Genomic DNA, 16,752 nt, shown 5'->3' on the forward strand with positions numbered 1-16,752 from the left:
CGGCGCCGGATGCCGGCCCGGGGCGTCTTCCGGTCCTTGGCGTTCCGTCCTCGCCTCGGAGCCGCTACTTCTTCGCCTTGGAGTCCTTGCCGTCGGAGTCGGACGACAGCACCGCGATGAACGCCTCCTGGGGGACCTCCACGCTGCCGACCATCTTCATCCGCTTCTTGCCTTCCTTCTGCTTCTCCAGCAGCTTCCGCTTACGGGAGATGTCACCGCCGTAGCACTTGGCGAGGACGTCCTTACGGATGGCACGGACCGTCTCACGGGCGATGACCCGGGAGCCGATGGCCGCCTGGATGGGCACCTCGAAGTTCTGCCGCGGGATGAGCTCGCGCAGCTTGGCGACCAGCCGGACACCGTACGCGTACGCCTTGTCCTTGTGGGTGATCGCCGAGAACGCGTCCACCTTGTCGCCGTGCAGCAGGATGTCCACCTTGACCAGGTCGGAGGTCTGCTCACCGGTGGGCTCGTAGTCGAGCGAGGCATAGCCGCGGGTCTTGGACTTCAGCTGGTCGAAGAAGTCGAAGACGACCTCGGCGAGCGGCAGGGTGTAACGGATCTCCACCCGGTCCTCGGAGAGGTAGTCCATGCCGAGCAGCACACCGCGGCGGTTCTGGCACAGCTCCATGATCGCGCCGATGAACTCGCTCGGGGCGAGGATGGTGGCCCGGACGACCGGCTCGTGCACCGTGTCGATCTTGCCCACCGGGAACTCGCTGGGGTTGGTCACCGTGTGCTCGCTGCCGTCCTCCATCTCCACCCGGTAGACCACATTGGGCGCGGTGGCGATCAGGTCGAGATTGAACTCGCGCTCCAGGCGCTCACGGATGACCTCCAGGTGCAGCAGCCCGAGGAAGCCGACGCGGAAGCCGAAGCCGAGAGCGGCCGAGGTCTCCGGTTCGTAGACCAGCGCGGCATCGTTGAGCTGCAGCTTGTCCAGGGCCTCGCGCAGCTCGGGATAGTCCGAGCCGTCCAGCGGATACAGCCCCGAGAACACCATCGGCTTCGGGTCCTTGTAGCCGCCCAGCGGCTCCTGCGCGCCGTTGGAGACCTGGGTGATCGTGTCACCGACCTTGGACTGGCGGACGTCCTTCACACCGGTGATCAGATAGCCCACCTCGCCCACGGACAGCCCGTCGGCGGAGGTCATCTCCGGGGAGTTGGTGCCGATCTCCAGCAGCTCATGGGCGGCGCCGGTGGACATCATCCTGATCCGCTCACGCTTGCTGAGCGTGCCGTCGACGACCTTCACGTAGGTCACGACGCCCCGGTAGGCGTCATAGACGGAGTCGAAGATCATCGCACGGGCGGGGGCGTCCTTGACGCCGACCGGGGCCGGAACCAGCTCGACGACCCGGTCCAGCAGCTCGGCCACGCCCTCGCCGGTCTTGGCGGAGACCTTGAGCACGTCGGAGGGGTCGCAGCCGATGAGATGGGCCAGCTCGGCGGCGTACTTCTCGGGCTGGGCGGCGGGCAGGTCGATCTTGTTGAGGACCGGGATGATCGTGAGGTCGTGCTCCATCGCCAGGTAGAGGTTGGCGAGGGTCTGGGCCTCGATGCCCTGGGCCGCGTCCACCAGCAGGATGCACCCCTCACAGGCGGCGAGGGAACGCGAGACCTCATAGGTGAAGTCCACGTGGCCGGGGGTGTCGATCATGTTGAGGATGTGGGTGGCCGGCTCGCCGCCCTCGTCCTTCGTCGGCGCCCAGGGCAGCCGGACCGCCTGGGACTTGATCGTGATGCCGCGCTCGCGCTCGATGTCCATGCGGTCGAGGTACTGCGCGCGCATCTGCCGCTGCTCGACCACACCGGTCAGCTGGAGCATGCGGTCGGCGAGCGTCGACTTGCCGTGGTCGATGTGCGCGATGATGCAGAAGTTACGGATCAGAGCCGGGTCGGTACGGCTCGGCTCCGGCACATTGGTAGGGGTCGCGGGCACGCAGGGTCCTGTGTCTAGGCGGGACTCGGTGTTATCGGTATGGGTCAGTCCCGTCCATGGTCCCATGAATGGCGACCTCCTCCGGGTTTGGGACGCCATCGACCCTGCTGGTAACCTGGCCGACCGTGTCTTGTGCCCCTCTCGCACGGACACGGACGCACAACGAAGCAAGCGATACCCAACGAACCTGCGAAGGCTTTTTACGTGGCGAACATCAAGTCCCAGATCAAGCGGAACAAGACGAACGAGAAGGCGCGCCAGCGCAACAAGGCGGTCAAGTCCGAGCTGAAGACCGCCATCCGCCGCACCCGCGAGGCCGTGGCCGCCGGTGACGCCGAGAAGGCCACCGAAGCCGCCCGCGTCGCCGCGCGCAAGCTCGACAAGGCCGTCAGCAAGGGCGTTCTGCACAAGAACAACGCCGCCAACAAGAAGTCGGCGCTCGCCCAGCAGATCGCCGGTCTCAAGGGCTGACCCAAGAGCCGAGCTCCAGGGCTGATTCCTCCCCGGGGCGTCACCGCCCCACCCCGCCGGTTTGGGCACAGCGGTCCCTCTCACCCGCTCCGACCGGCAGCCGACGGATTCGTCAGCGGCACCGCGCCGCACGCGGCCTGCGTTCGCCACGCGCACTGCGGCGCACTTGATCGACACGAAGGCCCGGCCACGTCCTTTCCCCAGGACAAGGCGGGGCTTTCGCGCTTTATTCGGGTATGTTCACGTCATGTCGATACCGGGGGAGACACCCAACCCACACGGACAGCCGCAGCCGCCCCAGCCGTCGCAGCCGCCTCAGCCGCCTCAGCAGAACCCGCCACAGGGGCAGCCCCAGGGACCGCCCCAGGGGTCTCCGCAGGGACTCCCGCCGGGGCCTCCCCAGCAGCCGTCTCAGGGGTCTCCGCAGGGCCCGCCGCCGCCCGGCCCGTACGGGCAGGTACCGCCGCAGGGCCAACCGCCCCAGCACAATCCGTACGCCCAGCCGACGATGCCTTCCATACCGCTGGGCGGATACGGCCCGGTGGGCACGCCTCCCGGGGCGCCGCCCACGGGCTCCGGGGGCGGCGGCAAGGGCTGGCTGTGGGGGCTCGGCGGGGCGGTCGTCACCTCGGCGGTCTGGGCCGGGGCGCTGTTCGCCACAGGAGGCTTCGACGGGGAGGCGAAGGCCGATCTCGCGGGCTACCGCTACATGACCAATCTGTGCAACCCGACGGATGCCCAGCCCTTCGAGGACTCCGGGTACCGGCAGAAGGACGACAGCGGATCGACGTCCGACCAGCACAGCAGTTCCGAGAGCCCCACGCTGGACACGATGACCTGCAACATCGACTTCGAGCCGAGCGACGCGGTCAGCAACGACTACTCCTCGGTGTGGCTCTACACCTCCGCGTCGCTGCACAAGAAGACCAACCCCGAGCCCGAGTTCGAGGCCCAGTACCGGGCGTACGAGAACCAGGAGACGTCCAGCTACAGCTACAAGGTGAGCCCGGTCGGCGGGCTGGGCGACGAGGCGTATGTGGTGCGGCAGCAGACCAAGAGCGGCTCCACCACCGGTGCCTATGTGATCCTCGCCGTGCGGGACGGCTGGATGACCTACCAGTCGACCTGGTCGGAGTATGTGTCGTCCTCCTCCAGCACCAAGGCCAAGACGCCCGATGAGGCCACCGAGATGCTCAAGAAGAGCGCCAAGGCGACGCTGGAGAAGATGAAGGAGTGACCACGGGCCCGGCCTGGACAGGGCGCCCAGCCGGGTCCTGCCCAGGCCGGGCCGGGCGCTGATCAGGTCCTGGGCCCTCGGCCATGGGGACGGGCGCTCAGCCGAGGCCGGGCCCTCAGCCGAGGGACGGACCCCCAGCCGGGGGCGGGTGCTCAGCCGGGGGACAAACCCTCGGCCGTGAACGGCCCCCCAGCCGGGGGACAAGCCCTCGGCCGTGAGCGGGCCCTCAGCCGGGGGGCGGGGCCTTCGCTCGGCTAGCCGACGGCTAGCCCCGGCCCGCTCGGGCGGCGCGGGCGATCGTGACGACCGCCTTCTCCAGGGCGTACTCCGGATCGTCTCCGCCGCCCTTGACCCCCGCGTCGGCCTCGGCGACGGCGCGCAGCGCGACCGCCACCCCGTCCGCCGACCAGCCGCGCATCTGCTGCCGCACCCGGTCGATCTTCCACGGCGGCATGCCCAGCTCACGGGCCAGGTCACCGGGGCGGGCGCCACGCGGCGCCGAGGCCAGCTTGCCAATGGCGCGGACGCCCTGGGCCAGGGCGCTGGTGATCAGCACCGGCGCCACCCCGGTGGAGACGGCCCAGCGCAGCGCCTCCAGCGCCTCGGCCGCGCGGCCCTCGACGGCGCGGTCGGCGACGGTGAAGCTGGACGCCTCGGCGCGGCCGGTGTAGTACCGGCCCACGACGGCCTCGTCGATCGTGCCCTCGACATCGGCCACCAGCTGGGAGACCGCGCTGGCCAGCTCGCGCAGATCGCTCCCGATGGCGTCGACCAGCGCCTGGCACGCCTCGGGCGTGGCGGACCGGCCGGTGGTGCGGAACTCCGACCGCACGAACGCCAGCCGGTCAGCGGGCTTGGTCATCTTCGGGCAGGCGACCTCGCGCGCCCCGGCCTTGCGGGCGGCGTCGAGCAGCCCCTTGCCCTTGGCCCCGCCCGCGTGCAGCAGCACCAGGGTGATCTCCTCGGCGGGGGTGCCGAGGTAGTTCTTCAGGTCCTTGATCGTGTCCGCCGTCAGATCCTGTGCGTTCCGTACCACCACGACCTTGCGCTCGGCGAAGAGCGAGGGGCTGGTCAGCTCGGCGAGAGTGCCGGGCCGCAGCGCGTCGGGCATGAGATCGCGCACGTCGGTATCGGGGTCGGCCGCGTGCGCGGCCGCCACCACCTGCTGCACGGCGCGGTCGAGCAGCAGCTCCTCCTGCCCCACGGCGAGGGTCACGGGGGCGAGCGGATCGTCGGTCGTCGTCTTCCTGGCCATCGCGGTCCAGCATCCCACGGACCACCGACAGCGCGGCCGTCCGGATGTCCGACAATGTTCCGGTGATCGATGAGGGACTGACTGGCGCCCGGCACCTGCTGGTGCTGCCCGACCGCGACGCGGCGGAGGAGGTGGCCGAGGCGCTGCCCGAGCGCTTCGGCGTCACCCAGGAGCCCCAGCTGGTGCGGGACGCGCTGGCGGGCGAGGACGACGCCGAGGACGCCCAGTGGCTGGTGGTGGTCGAGGACCCGGCCGGGGAGCTGGACCCGGCGGCGCTGGACGCGTTCGCGGACGAGTACGACGGCTGGCTGGAGGCCGAATGGCCGGAATAGCCGGGTGCGTGGCCGACACCCGGCCACTGCCCGTCGCAGGCCGTCTGCCTCTTTCCCCCGGTGACCAGTTCCGTCGCGAACCCGTCGTACCCGCCCCCATTGACCAGCACCCTGACGAACCCGTCGTACCTGCCCCCGGTGACCAGCGCCCTGACGAAACCGCCGTACCTGCCCCCGGTGACCAGCGCCCTGACGAAACCGCCGCACCCCGCCCCCAGTGGCCAGCGCCCTGACGAACCCGTCGCATCCCGCCCCCGGCGACCAGCGCCCTGACGAGACCGTCGCATCCCGCCCCCGGCGACCAGCGCCCTGACGAGACCGTCGCATCCCGCGCCCCGTGACCGGCGTCGGCACGGGCCCTTCCCGGCGCCGGCGCGGGTCATACGCGCCTAGCCCGTGACCAGTGCCAGCGCGAAGCCGTCGTACCCCTTTTCGCCGACGGTCTGTATCGCGGTGGCGGTCAGCCGCGGCTCCTCGGCGATCAGTTCGGTGAACCGCCGTACTCCCCGCACCTTCGGGTCGGTGCTCTCCGAGTCCGCCACGGCGCCGTCCCGCACCACGTTGTCGCCGATGATCAGGCTGCCCGGCCGGGTGAGCCGCAGCGCCCACTCCAGGTAACCGGGGTTGTTGGGCTTGTCCGCGTCGATGAAGACCACGTCGAACGGGCCGACTCCCTCCTCGGCCAGCCGAGGCAGCGAGTCCAGCGCCGGGCCGGTGCGGATCTCGACCACGTTGCCCAGCCCGGCCCGTGCCACGTTGGCGCGCGCCACCTCCGCGCACTCCGGATCGGCCTCCAGCGAGATCAGCCGACCGTCCTCGGGCAGCGCCCTGGCCAGCCAGATGGTGCTGTAGCCGCCCAAGGTGCCGATCTCCAGGACGGTCCGCGCGCCCTGGATCCGGGCCAGCAACTGCAGCAGCTTGCCCTGGTTGGGGGCCACCTGATGCGGCGGCAGTCCCGAGGCCGCGCTGTGCTCCAAGGCCGCGTCCAGATCCGGGTCCGAGGGAGCCAGCAGGCCGTTGAAGTACGCGTCCACCTTGGTCCATTGCGCAAGCGACATGAGTGCGCTTCCTTTCGGAATTGACAGAGTCTCCGAGGGGGAACCTACGCCGTCTGCGGCGTCGGCCGGCGGAATGTTCCGCGGCCCTGCCGCGGCCCCCGAGCACCGCGCGCAGCTCCGGGCCGCCCGTCACCGCGATCGGCCCATCGGTGTCGGTCCGCAGCACGGCGGCCCCTTGGGCCCGCAGGGAGGCGATCGTGCGGGGCGACGGATGGCCATAGGGGTTGTCGGCACCGCAGGAGATCAGGGCGAGGCGGGGCCGGATGCGCTGGAGCAGCCGTGGCTCCTGGTAGGCCGAGCCGTGGTGGGCCACCTTGAGCACATCGACCGCGGGGAGGGCGGGGTGTGCCGTCAGCAGGGACTGCTGGGCCGGGGGTTCGAGGTCGCCGAGGAGGAGCAGGGTCAGCCCGGCCGTACGGACCAGCAGGGTGACGCTCGCGTCGTTCGGCCCCTCGGCCACGGTCGGAGTGGACACGGGCGCGGGCCACAGGACCTCCCAGGACAGCGGGCCGAACCGGCGCCGCTCGCCCGGCACCGCCGGGACCACCGGGATCCGCGCCGACCGGGCCTGGCGCCGCACGAACTCGGCCTGACCGGGCGGCTCTTCCAGACCGGTCGTCTCAATGGCACCGACCGCGCGCCCGCGCAGCGCCCCGGTCAGCCCGGCCACATGGTCGGCGTGGAAGTGGGTGAGCACCAGAAGCGGGATCCGCACGACGCCCAGGGAACGCAGACAGCGGTCGACGGCCCGCGGCTCGGGTCCGGTGTCCACGACGACGGCCGTGCCGGGTCCCGCGGCCAGGACCAGGGCGTCGCCCTGCCCCACATCGCACGCCACCATCCGCCAACCGGGCGGTGGCCAGCCGGTGATGACCCGGGCCAGGGGTGCCGGACGCACGACGGCCAGCAGCAACAGCAGCGCGCACACGGCGCACAGCAGTCGGTGGCGCAGCAACCGGCGGCCCGCGAGGACCACGGCCAGGGTGACGGCGGCCAGCAGCAGCCCGCCGGTCCAGCCGCCCGGCCAGTCCACCTCGGCGCCGGGCAGCGCCGCGCCGGTACGGGCCACCTGGGCGATCCATCCGGCGGGCCAACCCGCCGGCCAGGCGATCCACTCGGCGACGGGCGGCGCGACGGCGGCCACCGCGAGCGCGGCGAACCCGAGGACGGTGGCGGGGGCAACCGCCACCTCGGCGATGAGATTGCACGGGACGGCCACCAGACTGGCCCTCGCGGCCATCGCCACCACGACCGGTGCGCAGACCGCCTGGGCCGCGGCGGCGGCCGCCAGCGCCTCGGCCACCCGGGGCGGTACACCACGGCGCCGCAGGGCCGCGCTCCATCCCGGCGCGAAGGTGAGCAGCGCACCGGTGGCCAGCACGGAGAGCAGAAACCCGTAGCTCCGGGCCAGCCAGGGGTCGTAGAGCACCAGCGCGAGGACGGCGGCGGCCAGGGCCGGGAGCAGGGAGCGGCGGCGGCCGGTGCCGAGGGCGAGCAGCGTGATCAGCCCGCAGGCCGCGGCGCGCAGCACGCTGGGCTCGGGTCTGCAGACGATGACGAAGGCGAGCGTGAGCCCGCCGCCGAGCAGGGCGGTGGTCCGCAGCCGGATACCGAGCGCGCCCGCGAGTCCACGCCGCTCGGCCCGCCCGGCCAACCGTGGCGGACCCGTGAGCAGCGCGAGCACCAGCGTCAGGTTGCTCCCCGAGACGGCCATCAGATGAAGCATGTCCGTGGCCCGGAACGCCTCGTCCAGCTCGGGCGGCACGCGTGAGGTGTCCCCCACGACCAGCGCCGGGAGCAGGGCCCGCGCGTCCGGCGAGAGCCCGTCGGCCGCGGTGCGCAGCCCCGCGCGCAGCCGCCCGGCCAGCCGCTGTACCGCGCTGGGCGCACCCGTGACCCGTGGGGCCCCGCCGCTCACGCGCACGACGGCCGCGATACGGTCCCCGTCGCGCAGCGGCGGCGCCAGGCGGCCGTGGACGCGCAGACGGGTGGACGGCAGCAGCCCGAGCCAGGCCGCCCGCTGCTCGCGTGCCCCGGGGTGGACCGTCAGCAGGACGGGGGCCCGGGTGGCGGTCGTGGTGCCGCCCGGCCCGGTGACGCGGGTGACCTCGGCTTCGAGAACCACGGAGGTGGGCGCGAGCGCGGCGCCACGCACCCGTGGCCGGGTGAGCCGTGGATCCCCCGTGACGGTCACCTCGGCCGTGGCCTCGGCGTATTCCCGGGCCAGCGCGGGCACCGGGCCGGTCCGCACGTCCGCCCCGTGCAGCCCGGCGACCGCCCCCGCGGCGGCCCCGCACAGCAGCATCGCCGCCACCGCCCCCGCCGCACGCCGTCCACGCCACGCGACGGCTCGCAGCGGCGATGCCGCCTGCTCCCCCAGCGCGTCGCGGCTCGCGCCACTGCCCATCCGCCCACCCATCCGCCCACGGGCCCCAGGTCCGAGACCGGACGCGGCGCCACGCACCCCGGGCCCAGCGCCGGATGCGGCACCAGGCGACCGGGAGGAGGCGCCGAACGCGGCACCGGACGGCCCGGGTACGACACCAGGCGGCCCAGGCGCGGCCCGGGGCGCCCCGGGCAGGACGCCGGACGTCTCTGGCCGAACGCCAAGCACGGCACCAGACGCCCCGGGCGCAGCACCGGACCCGGCATCAGGCGCCCTGGGCACAGCACCGGGCCCGGCACCAGGCGAACCAGATGCAGCGCAGGACGGCCCTGACGCGACACCAGACGACCCTGGCGCGGCGCCAGGCACGGCACCAAGCGCCCCGGCCCCAGCACCAGACGCCCCGGGCAGGACGCCAGGCGCGGCACCAGACTCCCCGGACCCAGAACCAGACGACCCGGACGCAGCACCGGACCCGGCACCAGGCGAACCGGATGCGGCACCAGACGCCCCGGACCCAGCACCGGAGGACCGTCCGGCCGTCAACCGTGGTCCCTTCCGCCCCTGCCCCCGTGGCCGGGGCGCGGTGCCGCCCGGCTGCGGCGCGGCGGGCTCGAGCGCGGCCCAGGCATCCGAACGGAGCACGGGTGAGGAGGCGTCCGGACCACGCCGCGAGCGGGGTTCACCACGCCGTCGTCCACCCGGTGCCGGGGTGGCTCGTCGGCGAGCCCTGATGAGCAGGACGGCCGCCACGAGGGAGGCCAGGGTGCAGGCCAGGGTCACCGTATGGACGGGCGCGTCCAGGGCGAGGGCCGCGGCCGCCCAGGCGGCCAGGGCCGGGGGTACCAGGCGGAGGTCGGGCGGGCCTTCCTGGCGTGGCTGTGAGGCACCGCGCGGGGACGCGGCCGTGGCGTGGACCGGGGCGCGGGCCCGTGTCGGATTCGCGACCGTCACGGCCGGACCAGCGGACGCAGATCGGCGAACCGGCGCTCACCGATGCCGTTCACCTCGCGGAGTTCATCAATGGATCGGAAACCTCCGTGCTGGGTGCGGTAGTCGATGATGTGCCGGGCCAGTACGGGGCCGACTCCTGGGAGGGTGTCAAGCTGTTCGGCCGTCGCGGAGTTGAGGCTGACCAGACCGCCGGGTGCCCCCACGCCGACCGGTCCGGCCGGGGCACTCGCCGCGTCCGGCCCGCTCGGCGCGCTCGGCCCGTTCACCGTGTTCGACCCGCTCGGCCCGTTCGGCACACCGGCGGCCGGGGCGGCGGCCCCGCCCGGTGCGGCCGGGCCGCCCGCGGGGGCGCCGACCACAATCTGCTCTCCGTCCACCAGCGGGCGGGCCCGGTTCAGCCCGCTCAGGTCGGCGCCCGGCCGTACCCCGCCCGCCGCTTCCAGGGCATCGGCGACCCTCGCCCCGGGCGGCAGTTTCCGCAGCCCCGGGCGCCGGACCTTGCCCGTCACATCCACCACGACCGTCCGACCACCGCCGCCGGAGGGGGTGGGCCGCCCGGCGGTCATCGGGCCGGGTCCGGAGGGCGCGGCGCGTGCGGGCTCCGGGTCCGGTGCCCGCACGGTCTGTGGGCGGCCGGTCCAGAAGTGGTAGGCCGCGAAGGCCACCGCGGCGAGCAGGACGATGGCCAGGGCGGCGACCGTTCTGAGCTCCATACCGCAGCGCACCTGAAGCCACACCGGCAGCCGCTCACGCAGAGCCAGCCCCACCCGGTCACGGCGGCGCAGCGGACCGTCCTCAGGCGGCCCGGGCTCCTCCTTCCGCCTCTCCTCCGCGCCCTCGCCCCGCGCGTCCTTGTCCGGCAAGCCCCCGGCCAGACGGCCCCCGGCCAGACGGCTCTCGGCCAGACGGCTCTCGGCCGGAAAGCCCCCCACCAGACGGCTCTCGGCCTGGAACCCCCCGGCCATCCGGCTCTCGGCCAGGTCGCCCTCCGCCGAGAAGCCATCGGCCGGGAGACTCTCCGCTGGGCTCTCCGCCGGGAGGCTCCCCGCCGGGAGACTCTCCGCCGGAAAGTCCTTGCCCGGGAGCCCCTCGCCCCCGACCCCCGTCACACCTTTCGGCCCGTCCCGGCTGCCCAGAGCGCGCGATCCGGCCGCGGCCGGGGGCGCCGGCGACCTGGCGAAGAGCGCCGCCGCGCGAGTGGCACGTGCGGGTGCGGTCGGGTGGGTACGGCGGGGTGCGCCGCCGTGGCGGCTTCCGGCCCGGGACGGTCCGGTGCCGGATGGCGGGCGCGGCCGGCGTCCCGCCCCGACGTCGCGATGGCGGCCGCGCCCCGGCCCCGCGCTGATTACCGTGCGTGATCGTGACCTCATGCCACCTGACGGTAGACACCCGCGGCCGATCGCACCGACCGACCGCGTTTTCCGGGGATAACCCCCAGGTTGTGGACAACTCAGTCACCCCACCGGGTGAGTCCCCCGACCACTCGCCGCCCACCCCACCACCGCCACCCTCCGCTACCGCGGAGAGACCACCGCTCCCAGCAGCCCCGGTCCGGTGTGCGCCCCGATCACCGCGCCGACCTCGCTCACGTAGAGCTCCTCCAGCCCTGGCACCCGCTCCCGCAACCGCTCCGCGAGCGCCGCCGCCCGTTCGCCCGCCGCCAGATGCTGCACCGCGATGTCCACCGGGCTTCGCCCCGCCCGCTCCACCACGATCTCCTCGAGCCGGGCGATGGCCTTCGAGGCGGTGCGGACCTTCTCCCGCAGCTCGATCCGGCCCTCATCCAATTGGAGCAGCGGTTTGACCGCGAGCGCCGAGCCGAGCAGGGCCTGGGCCGCGCCGATGCGGCCGCCGCGCCGCAGATAGTCGAGGGTGTCGACGTAGAAGTAGGCGGCGGTGCCGTCGGCACGTTTCTCCGCCGCCGCCACGGCCTCGTCCAGCGTCCCGCCGCCCTCCGCCGTCTCGGCCGCCGCCAGCGCGCAGAAGCCGAGTGCCATCGCGACCATTCCGCTGTCCACCACCCGCACCGGAACGGGTGCGTCCTGCGCCGCGAGCACCGCCGCGTCATAGGTGCCGGAGAACTCGGCCGACAGATGCAGGGAGACGATGCCCGTCGCGCCCTCCTCGGCGGCGGCCCGGTAGGCGGCCGCGAACATCTCCGGACTGGGCCGGGACGTCGTCACCGACTTGCGCTTCTGCAACGCCTGCGCGAGGGACCGGGCCGAGATCTCGGTGCCTTCCTCCAGCGCCCGGTCTCCGAGCACCACCGTCAGCGGTACGGAGGTGATGCGATGCCGCTCCATCGCATCCGGCGGCAAGTAAGCCGTGGAATCGGTCACGATCGCGACATGGCGGGACATGACTGGGAGGTTATCGGTGGAGGGAGTCCGCTCACAGCGCGACCCCAGCGGATGATCAATTGCCTTTCCGATCATGCCCTGTTCAGACGTGGCTCAGCTTCCTGTTCTCAGATCGGGTTCTCGGCGTGCTCAGACCCGGCTCTCAGCTTTCTCAGGCCGGGTCCTCGGCGTGCTGACCGGGCTCTCGCCGTTCTCAGGCCGGGCTCTCGGCGTGCTGACCGGGCTCTCGCCGTTCTCAGGCCGGGTTCTCGGGGCGGGTGGGCTCCTGCCAGGGCTTCTGCCAGGAGTTCTGCCACGTACGGGGCTCCGTCGGCGTCGCTCCGAGCGCGGGCGGGGACGGGGGCGACTCCGGCTCCCTCCCCGCCTCGGGCCCCGTCCGCGGCCCCGGTTCAGGGGTCAGCCGGGCCTCCGCCTCGGGCGTCGGCCGGGCCCCCGCCCCAGGCCCCGGCGCCTCCGTCCCCGGCGTCTCCGTCCGCGGACCCTCCGGCTCCGCCGCCGTCCAGTGCCGCAGCGCCCCGGTCTCCAGCTCGATCTCGCGGCCCAGCGAGTCCAGATCGTCGTGTGCCAACCGCTGTGTCCGCTCCTGCACCGCCCAGCGCAGCGAGTCGGCGGAGTGGGTGATCCGCTGCGTACGCTGCCGCAGCTCGGGCAGCAGGGCCGCGATACGGGCCTTGTCGGGCTCCTGCTCCAGCCGCTTCAGATCCGCGTCCAGATCCTGCGCATGCGCGCTCAGCCGCTGGAACAGGCCCAACGACTCCGAGAGGGAGCGGTCTTGCGGGGCGGCTGCCTGGAGCGCCTGCTCGGTGGCGCGCATCGAGCCGCGCAGGGAGAGCCGTAGCTGGGCGAGGTCACCGGCCGCGCCCGGCTGGGCGAGCTGCCGGGCCCGGAGTCTGGTCTCCTCCACCGTGCGGCGGGCCTGGTGCACGGTGCGGTCGATACCGCGCTTGGCCGCCCTGACCGTTCGCACGGCCGCGTAGACACCCAGCAGCATGATCAACACGAAAAGCAGCAACAGGATCCAGATGGCTTCCATGTGCGCTCCTTGGGGCGGCGGTCACGGCGCGGTGGCGGTCGTCCTCCCAGCGTAAACGCGCCGGGCGGGCCGGAGGTTCCTGACGAACCTCCGACCCGCCCATGCGTGGGACCCCGGCCCGCCGTCAGGCCGGAACGATGTTGACCAGCTTCGGCGCCCGCACGATCACCTTGCGGATGCCCGCGCCGTTCAGCGCGGCCACGACCGCCGGATCGCCCAGCGCCAGCGCCTCCAGCTCCTCGTCCGAGACCGAGGGCGCGACCTCCAGCCGGGCCTTGACCTTGCCCTTGACCTGCACCACACAGGTGACGGTCTCGTCCACGACATACGCCGGGTCGGCGACCGGGAAGGGCTCGTGGACGACCGACGTCGAGTGGCCCAGCCGCCGCCACAGCTCCTCGGCGATATGCGGGGCCAGCGGCGAGATCAGCAGCACCAGGCCCTCGGCCACCGAGCGGGGCACCTCGCGCACCTTGGTGACGTGGTTGTTCAGCTCGGTGATCTTGGCGATGGCGGTGTTGAAGCGCAGGCCCTCCATGTCCTGCCGGACGCCGTCGATCGCCTTGTGCAGGGCGCGCAGCGTCGCCTCGTCGGGCTCGGTGTCGACGACGGTGACCTCTCCCGTGCCCTCGTCGACGACATTGCGCCACAGCCGCTGCAGCAGCCGGTACTGGCCGACCACCGCGCGGGTGTCCCAGGGGCGCGAGACGTCCAGCGGGCCCATGGCCATCTCGTACAGGCGCAGCGTGTCGGCCCCGTACTCGGCGCAGATCTCGTCCGGGGTGACGGCGTTCTTCAGGGACTTGCCCATCTTGCCCAGCAGGCGGCTGACCTTCTCGCCCTGGTAGTAGTACGCGCCGTCGCGCTCCTCGACCTCCGCCGCCGGGACCGCGATGCCGCGCTTGTCCCGGTAGACATAGGCCTGGATCATGCCCTGGTTGTACAGCTTGTGGAACGGCTCGGCCGAGGAGATGTGCCCCAGGTCGTACAGCACCTTGGACCAGAAGCGCGCGTACAGCAGGTGCAGCACGGCGTGCTCGGCGCCGCCGACGTACAGGTCGACGCCGCCGGTCGGCTGCCCGTCGCGCGGCCCCATCCAGTACCGCTCGATGTCGGGGTCGACCAGCCGCTCGGTGTTGTGCGGGTCCAGGTAGCGCAGTTCGTACCAGCAGGAGCCGGCCCAGTTGGGCATGGTGTTGGTCTCGCGGCGGTACGGGCGTGGGCCGCGGCCGTCGCCCAGGTCCAGCACCACGTTGACCCACTCCTCGTTCCGGGACAGCGGGGTCTCCGGGGAGGTGTCGGCGTCCTCGGGGTCGAAGGTGCGCGGCGAGTAGTCCTCGACCTCGGGCAGTTCCAGCGGCAGCATCGACTCGGGCAGCGCGTGGGCCACGCCGTCCTCGTCGTAGACGATGGGGAAGGGCTCGCCCCAGTACCGCTGACGGCTGAACAGCCAGTCGCGCAGCCGGTAGTTGACGGTGCCCTCGCCGATGGAGCGGGCCTCCAGCCACTCGGTGATGCGGGCCTTGGCCTCGACGACGCCCAGCCCGTCCAGGGTGACGCCCTCGCCCGCCGAGTTGACGATCGTGGCGTCGTACGAGGCGAATGCGTCGTCCCAGGTCGACGGGTCGGTGCCGCGGTCGTCCGACGGCTGGACGACGCAGCGCATCGGCAGCTCGAAGGCGCGGGCGAAGGCGAAGTCACGGCTGTCGTGCGCCGGGACGGCCATGATCGCGCCGGTGCCGTAGCCCATCAGGACGTAGTCGGCGATGAAGACCGGGACCCGTTCGCCGCTGACCGGGTTGACCGCGTAGGCGCCGGTGAAGACGCCGGTCTTCTCCTTGACCTCGGCCTGCCGCTCGACGTCCGACTTGGCCGCGGCCTGCTTGCGGTAGGCGTCGACCGCCTGGGCCGGGGTGGCGTGCCCGCCGGTCCACACCTCGTGGGTGCCCTCCGGCCAGGCGGCCGGGACGATGGCGTCGACCAGGTCGTGCTCGGGCGCCAGCACCATGTAGGTCGCGCCGAACAGGGTGTCCTGGCGGGTGGTGAAGACCGTGATCTTCGCGTCGGGGTGGCCGGCCACGGGGAAGTCCACCCGGGCACCCTCGCTGCGGCCGATCCAGTTGCGCTGCTGCAGCTTGATGGCCTCGGGCCAGTCCAGCGCCTCCAGGTCCTCCAGCAGCCGGTCCGCGTAGGCGGTGATCCGCATGTTCCACTGGCGCAGCTTGGCCTTGAAGACCGGGAAGTTGCCGCGCTCGGAGCGGCCGTCGGCGGTGACCTCCTCGTTGGCCAGCACGGTGCCCAGACCGGGACACCAGTTGACGGGCGCGTCCGAGGCGTAGGCCAGGCGGTACTCGCCCAGCACGTCCGCGCGCTCGACGTCGGTCAGCTCGCCCCAGGGGCGTCCGTCGGGGGTGGCGCGCTCACCGGAGGCGAACTGCTCGGCCAGGGTGTCGATCGGGCGTGCCTTCTTCGCCTCCGGGTCGTACCAGGAATTGAAGATCTGCACGAAGATCCACTGGGTCCACTTGTAGTACTCCGGCTCGATCGTGGCGAAGGAGCGGCGCTGGTCGTGGCCCAGGCCCAGGCGGCGCAGCTGGCGCCGCATGTTGTCGATGTTCGCCTCGGTGCTGACCCGGGGGTGGGTGCCGGTCTGCACCGCGTACTGCTCGGCGGGCAGGCCGAAGGCGTCGAAGCCCAGGGTGTGCAGGACGTTGTGGCCCGCCATGCGGTGGTAGCGGGCGAACACATCGGTGGCGATGTAGCCCAGCGGATGGCCCACGTGCAGTCCGGCGCCGGACGGGTAGGGGAACATGTCCATGACGAACTTCTTGGGCCGGGCGGCCGTCCCGGCGTCGCCGGCCAGGTCACCGCTCGGGTTGGGCGCCTCATACGTGCCGTTCGCGTCCCAGAAGTCCTGCCAGCGGGCTTCGATGTCGGCGGCCAAGGCGGCCGTGTAGCGGTGCGGCGCGGCCACCTCGGCCGCGGCATTGGTCTCGCTCATGGTCCTCAAAGCTCCATCGATCGTCTCTGCCTGCGGCAACGCAGCGGATGCCCCTCGCTTCCGAAACAAAAAGACCCCTCGCACAGGAGGGGACGCCGCGCTGATACCGACCGGAGCTGTTCTCGGTCGGTGCTGATCAGCGCGGCCCGCTAAGCAGAAGGCGTACGGCACGCATGGGGCCAGGTTACCGCAGGGCGCCGACGACCCGCACGGAGGTGGCCTCCGCCACACAATGCCGGAGGCGGGCCGCCCTTTCCGGACGACCCGCCTCCGCGATGTGGAGCTAAGGAGAATTGAACTCCTGACCTCCTGCATGCCATGCAGGCGCTCTACCAACTGAGCTATAGCCCCAGGTCCTGCTCCGCCCGGTTTCCCCGGCGGCGACGCCTACATTACACGGATGCCCCGGCCTTCCGCCAAATCGATTCCCCGGGGGCCGGGAGCAGGGCCCCGTTACGCCGTGGCGAACGAATAGAAACGCTTCAGCGTGCAGTGCTCGTCGAGAAGCCGGCCGTAGATCGGTTCCCCCTCGAGCTCGCGGTACGTCTCGATGGGGTCGCCCCTGATGATCAGCGCCCGCGCGCACTCCGCGCACCAGTACTGGTAGTCGGAGTTGAGCGGCTCCATGTCGCGGACGATCGGTGTGCCGGTGCCGCACCAGTCGCACTTCCGGCTGTGGGCTCCCATCTCACTCAGCTCCCGCTATGTCCGCAGGCCGTACAC

General features: G+C 72.4%; 11 protein-coding genes, 1 tRNA gene and 1 pseudogene. 3 read left to right on the top strand and 10 right to left on the bottom strand.

The annotated features are described in order from the left end of the window. Positions 1-64: 64 nt before the first annotated feature. Complete coding sequence (gene lepA, locus AXW62_RS08880) at positions 65-1,942, bottom strand: translation elongation factor 4 (protein WP_030835532.1); 1,878 nt, start codon at positions 1,940-1,942, stop codon at positions 65-67. Between the two features lie 204 nt (positions 1,943-2,146). On the opposite strand from lepA, the gene rpsT reads away from it, so the two are divergent. Together rpsT and AXW62_RS08890 are read left to right on the top strand one after the other, a co-directional pair. Then, on the top strand, positions 2,147-2,413 hold the full coding sequence (gene rpsT, locus AXW62_RS08885; RefSeq protein WP_030835534.1) for a 30S ribosomal protein S20: 267 nt from the start codon (positions 2,147-2,149) through the stop codon (positions 2,411-2,413). Between the two features lie 508 nt (positions 2,414-2,921). Further along, positions 2,922-3,650, top strand: coding sequence for a hypothetical protein (locus AXW62_RS08890; RefSeq protein WP_079115537.1), 729 nt, complete (start codon positions 2,922-2,924; stop codon positions 3,648-3,650). Between the two features lie 265 nt (positions 3,651-3,915). Here the strand turns inward: AXW62_RS08890 and holA are convergent, their stop codons facing one another. Continuing rightward, entirely contained in the window at positions 3,916-4,905 is a 990-nt protein-coding gene (holA, locus tag AXW62_RS08895) for a DNA polymerase III subunit delta (RefSeq protein WP_060944012.1), read from the bottom strand. Between the two features lie 44 nt (positions 4,906-4,949). On the opposite strand from holA, the gene AXW62_RS08900 reads away from it, so the two are divergent. Beyond that, on the top strand, positions 4,950-5,237 hold the full coding sequence (locus AXW62_RS08900; RefSeq protein ID WP_060944013.1) for a hypothetical protein: 288 nt from the start codon (positions 4,950-4,952) through the stop codon (positions 5,235-5,237). A gap of 389 nt (positions 5,238-5,626) precedes the next feature. Here AXW62_RS08900 and AXW62_RS08905 read toward each other — a convergent pair whose 3' ends face one another. The 8 genes and pseudogenes from AXW62_RS08905 to AXW62_RS08940 all read right to left on the bottom strand — a co-directional run bounded on the left by AXW62_RS08905 (position 5,627) and on the right by AXW62_RS08940 (position 16,716). After that, the gene (locus AXW62_RS08905) at positions 5,627-6,295 is read right to left on the bottom strand and encodes an O-methyltransferase (protein ID WP_060944014.1); all 669 of its coding nucleotides are present in this window, start codon (positions 6,293-6,295) and stop codon (positions 5,627-5,629) included. 91 nt (positions 6,296-6,386) lie between these two features. Next, positions 6,387-8,600, bottom strand: a pseudogene (locus tag AXW62_RS40610) (ComEC/Rec2 family competence protein); the annotation flags it as partial. 1,031 nt (positions 8,601-9,631) lie between these two features. After that, on the bottom strand, positions 9,632-10,744 hold the full coding sequence (locus AXW62_RS08915) for a ComEA family DNA-binding protein (RefSeq protein ID WP_252368551.1): 1,113 nt from the start codon (positions 10,742-10,744) through the stop codon (positions 9,632-9,634). Between the two features lie 405 nt (positions 10,745-11,149). After that, entirely contained in the window at positions 11,150-11,995 is an 846-nt protein-coding gene (locus AXW62_RS08920; RefSeq protein WP_060944016.1) for a DegV family protein, read from the bottom strand. A gap of 235 nt (positions 11,996-12,230) precedes the next feature. Next, complete coding sequence (locus AXW62_RS08925) at positions 12,231-13,028, bottom strand: hypothetical protein (RefSeq protein WP_060944017.1); 798 nt, start codon at positions 13,026-13,028, stop codon at positions 12,231-12,233. A gap of 124 nt (positions 13,029-13,152) precedes the next feature. Further along, complete coding sequence (gene leuS, locus AXW62_RS08930) at positions 13,153-16,029, bottom strand: leucine--tRNA ligase (protein WP_060944018.1); 2,877 nt, start codon at positions 16,027-16,029, stop codon at positions 13,153-13,155. Positions 16,030-16,307: 278 nt separating this feature from the next. Next, positions 16,308-16,380: transfer RNA gene (locus tag AXW62_RS08935), tRNA-Ala, on the bottom strand. Positions 16,381-16,482: 102 nt separating this feature from the next. Beyond that, positions 16,483-16,716: a hypothetical protein gene (locus tag AXW62_RS08940; protein ID WP_030835565.1), complete on the bottom strand. Its 234-nt coding sequence runs from the start codon at positions 16,714-16,716 to the stop codon at positions 16,483-16,485. Positions 16,717-16,752: the final 36 nt, after the last annotated feature.

Source organism: Streptomyces hygroscopicus subsp. hygroscopicus (genome assembly GCF_001553455.1).
Lineage (GTDB): Bacteria > Actinomycetota > Actinomycetes > Streptomycetales > Streptomycetaceae > Streptomyces > Streptomyces hygroscopicus.

Bases quoted from the DNA above. Each gene is read 5' to 3' on its own strand.
- AXW62_RS08900 (WP_060944013.1), top strand. From the start codon at position 4,950: ATGTCCGACAATGTTCCGGTGATCGATGAGGGACTGACTGGCGCCCGG.
- AXW62_RS08905 (WP_060944014.1), bottom strand. From the start codon at position 6,295: ATGTCGCTTGCGCAATGGACCAAGGTGGACGCGTACTTCAACGGCCTG.
- AXW62_RS08920 (WP_060944016.1), bottom strand. From the start codon at position 11,995: ATGTCCCGCCATGTCGCGATCGTGACCGATTCCACGGCTTACTTGCCG.
- leuS (WP_060944018.1), bottom strand. From the start codon at position 16,029: ATGAGCGAGACCAATGCCGCGGCCGAGGTGGCCGCGCCGCACCGCTAC.
- AXW62_RS08925 (WP_060944017.1), bottom strand. From the start codon at position 13,028: ATGGAAGCCATCTGGATCCTGTTGCTGCTTTTCGTGTTGATCATGCTG.
- AXW62_RS08890 (WP_079115537.1), top strand. From the start codon at position 2,922: ATGCCTTCCATACCGCTGGGCGGATACGGCCCGGTGGGCACGCCTCCC.
- AXW62_RS08940 (WP_030835565.1), bottom strand. From the start codon at position 16,716: ATGGGAGCCCACAGCCGGAAGTGCGACTGGTGCGGCACCGGCACACCG.
- holA (WP_060944012.1), bottom strand. From the start codon at position 4,905: ATGGCCAGGAAGACGACGACCGACGATCCGCTCGCCCCCGTGACCCTC.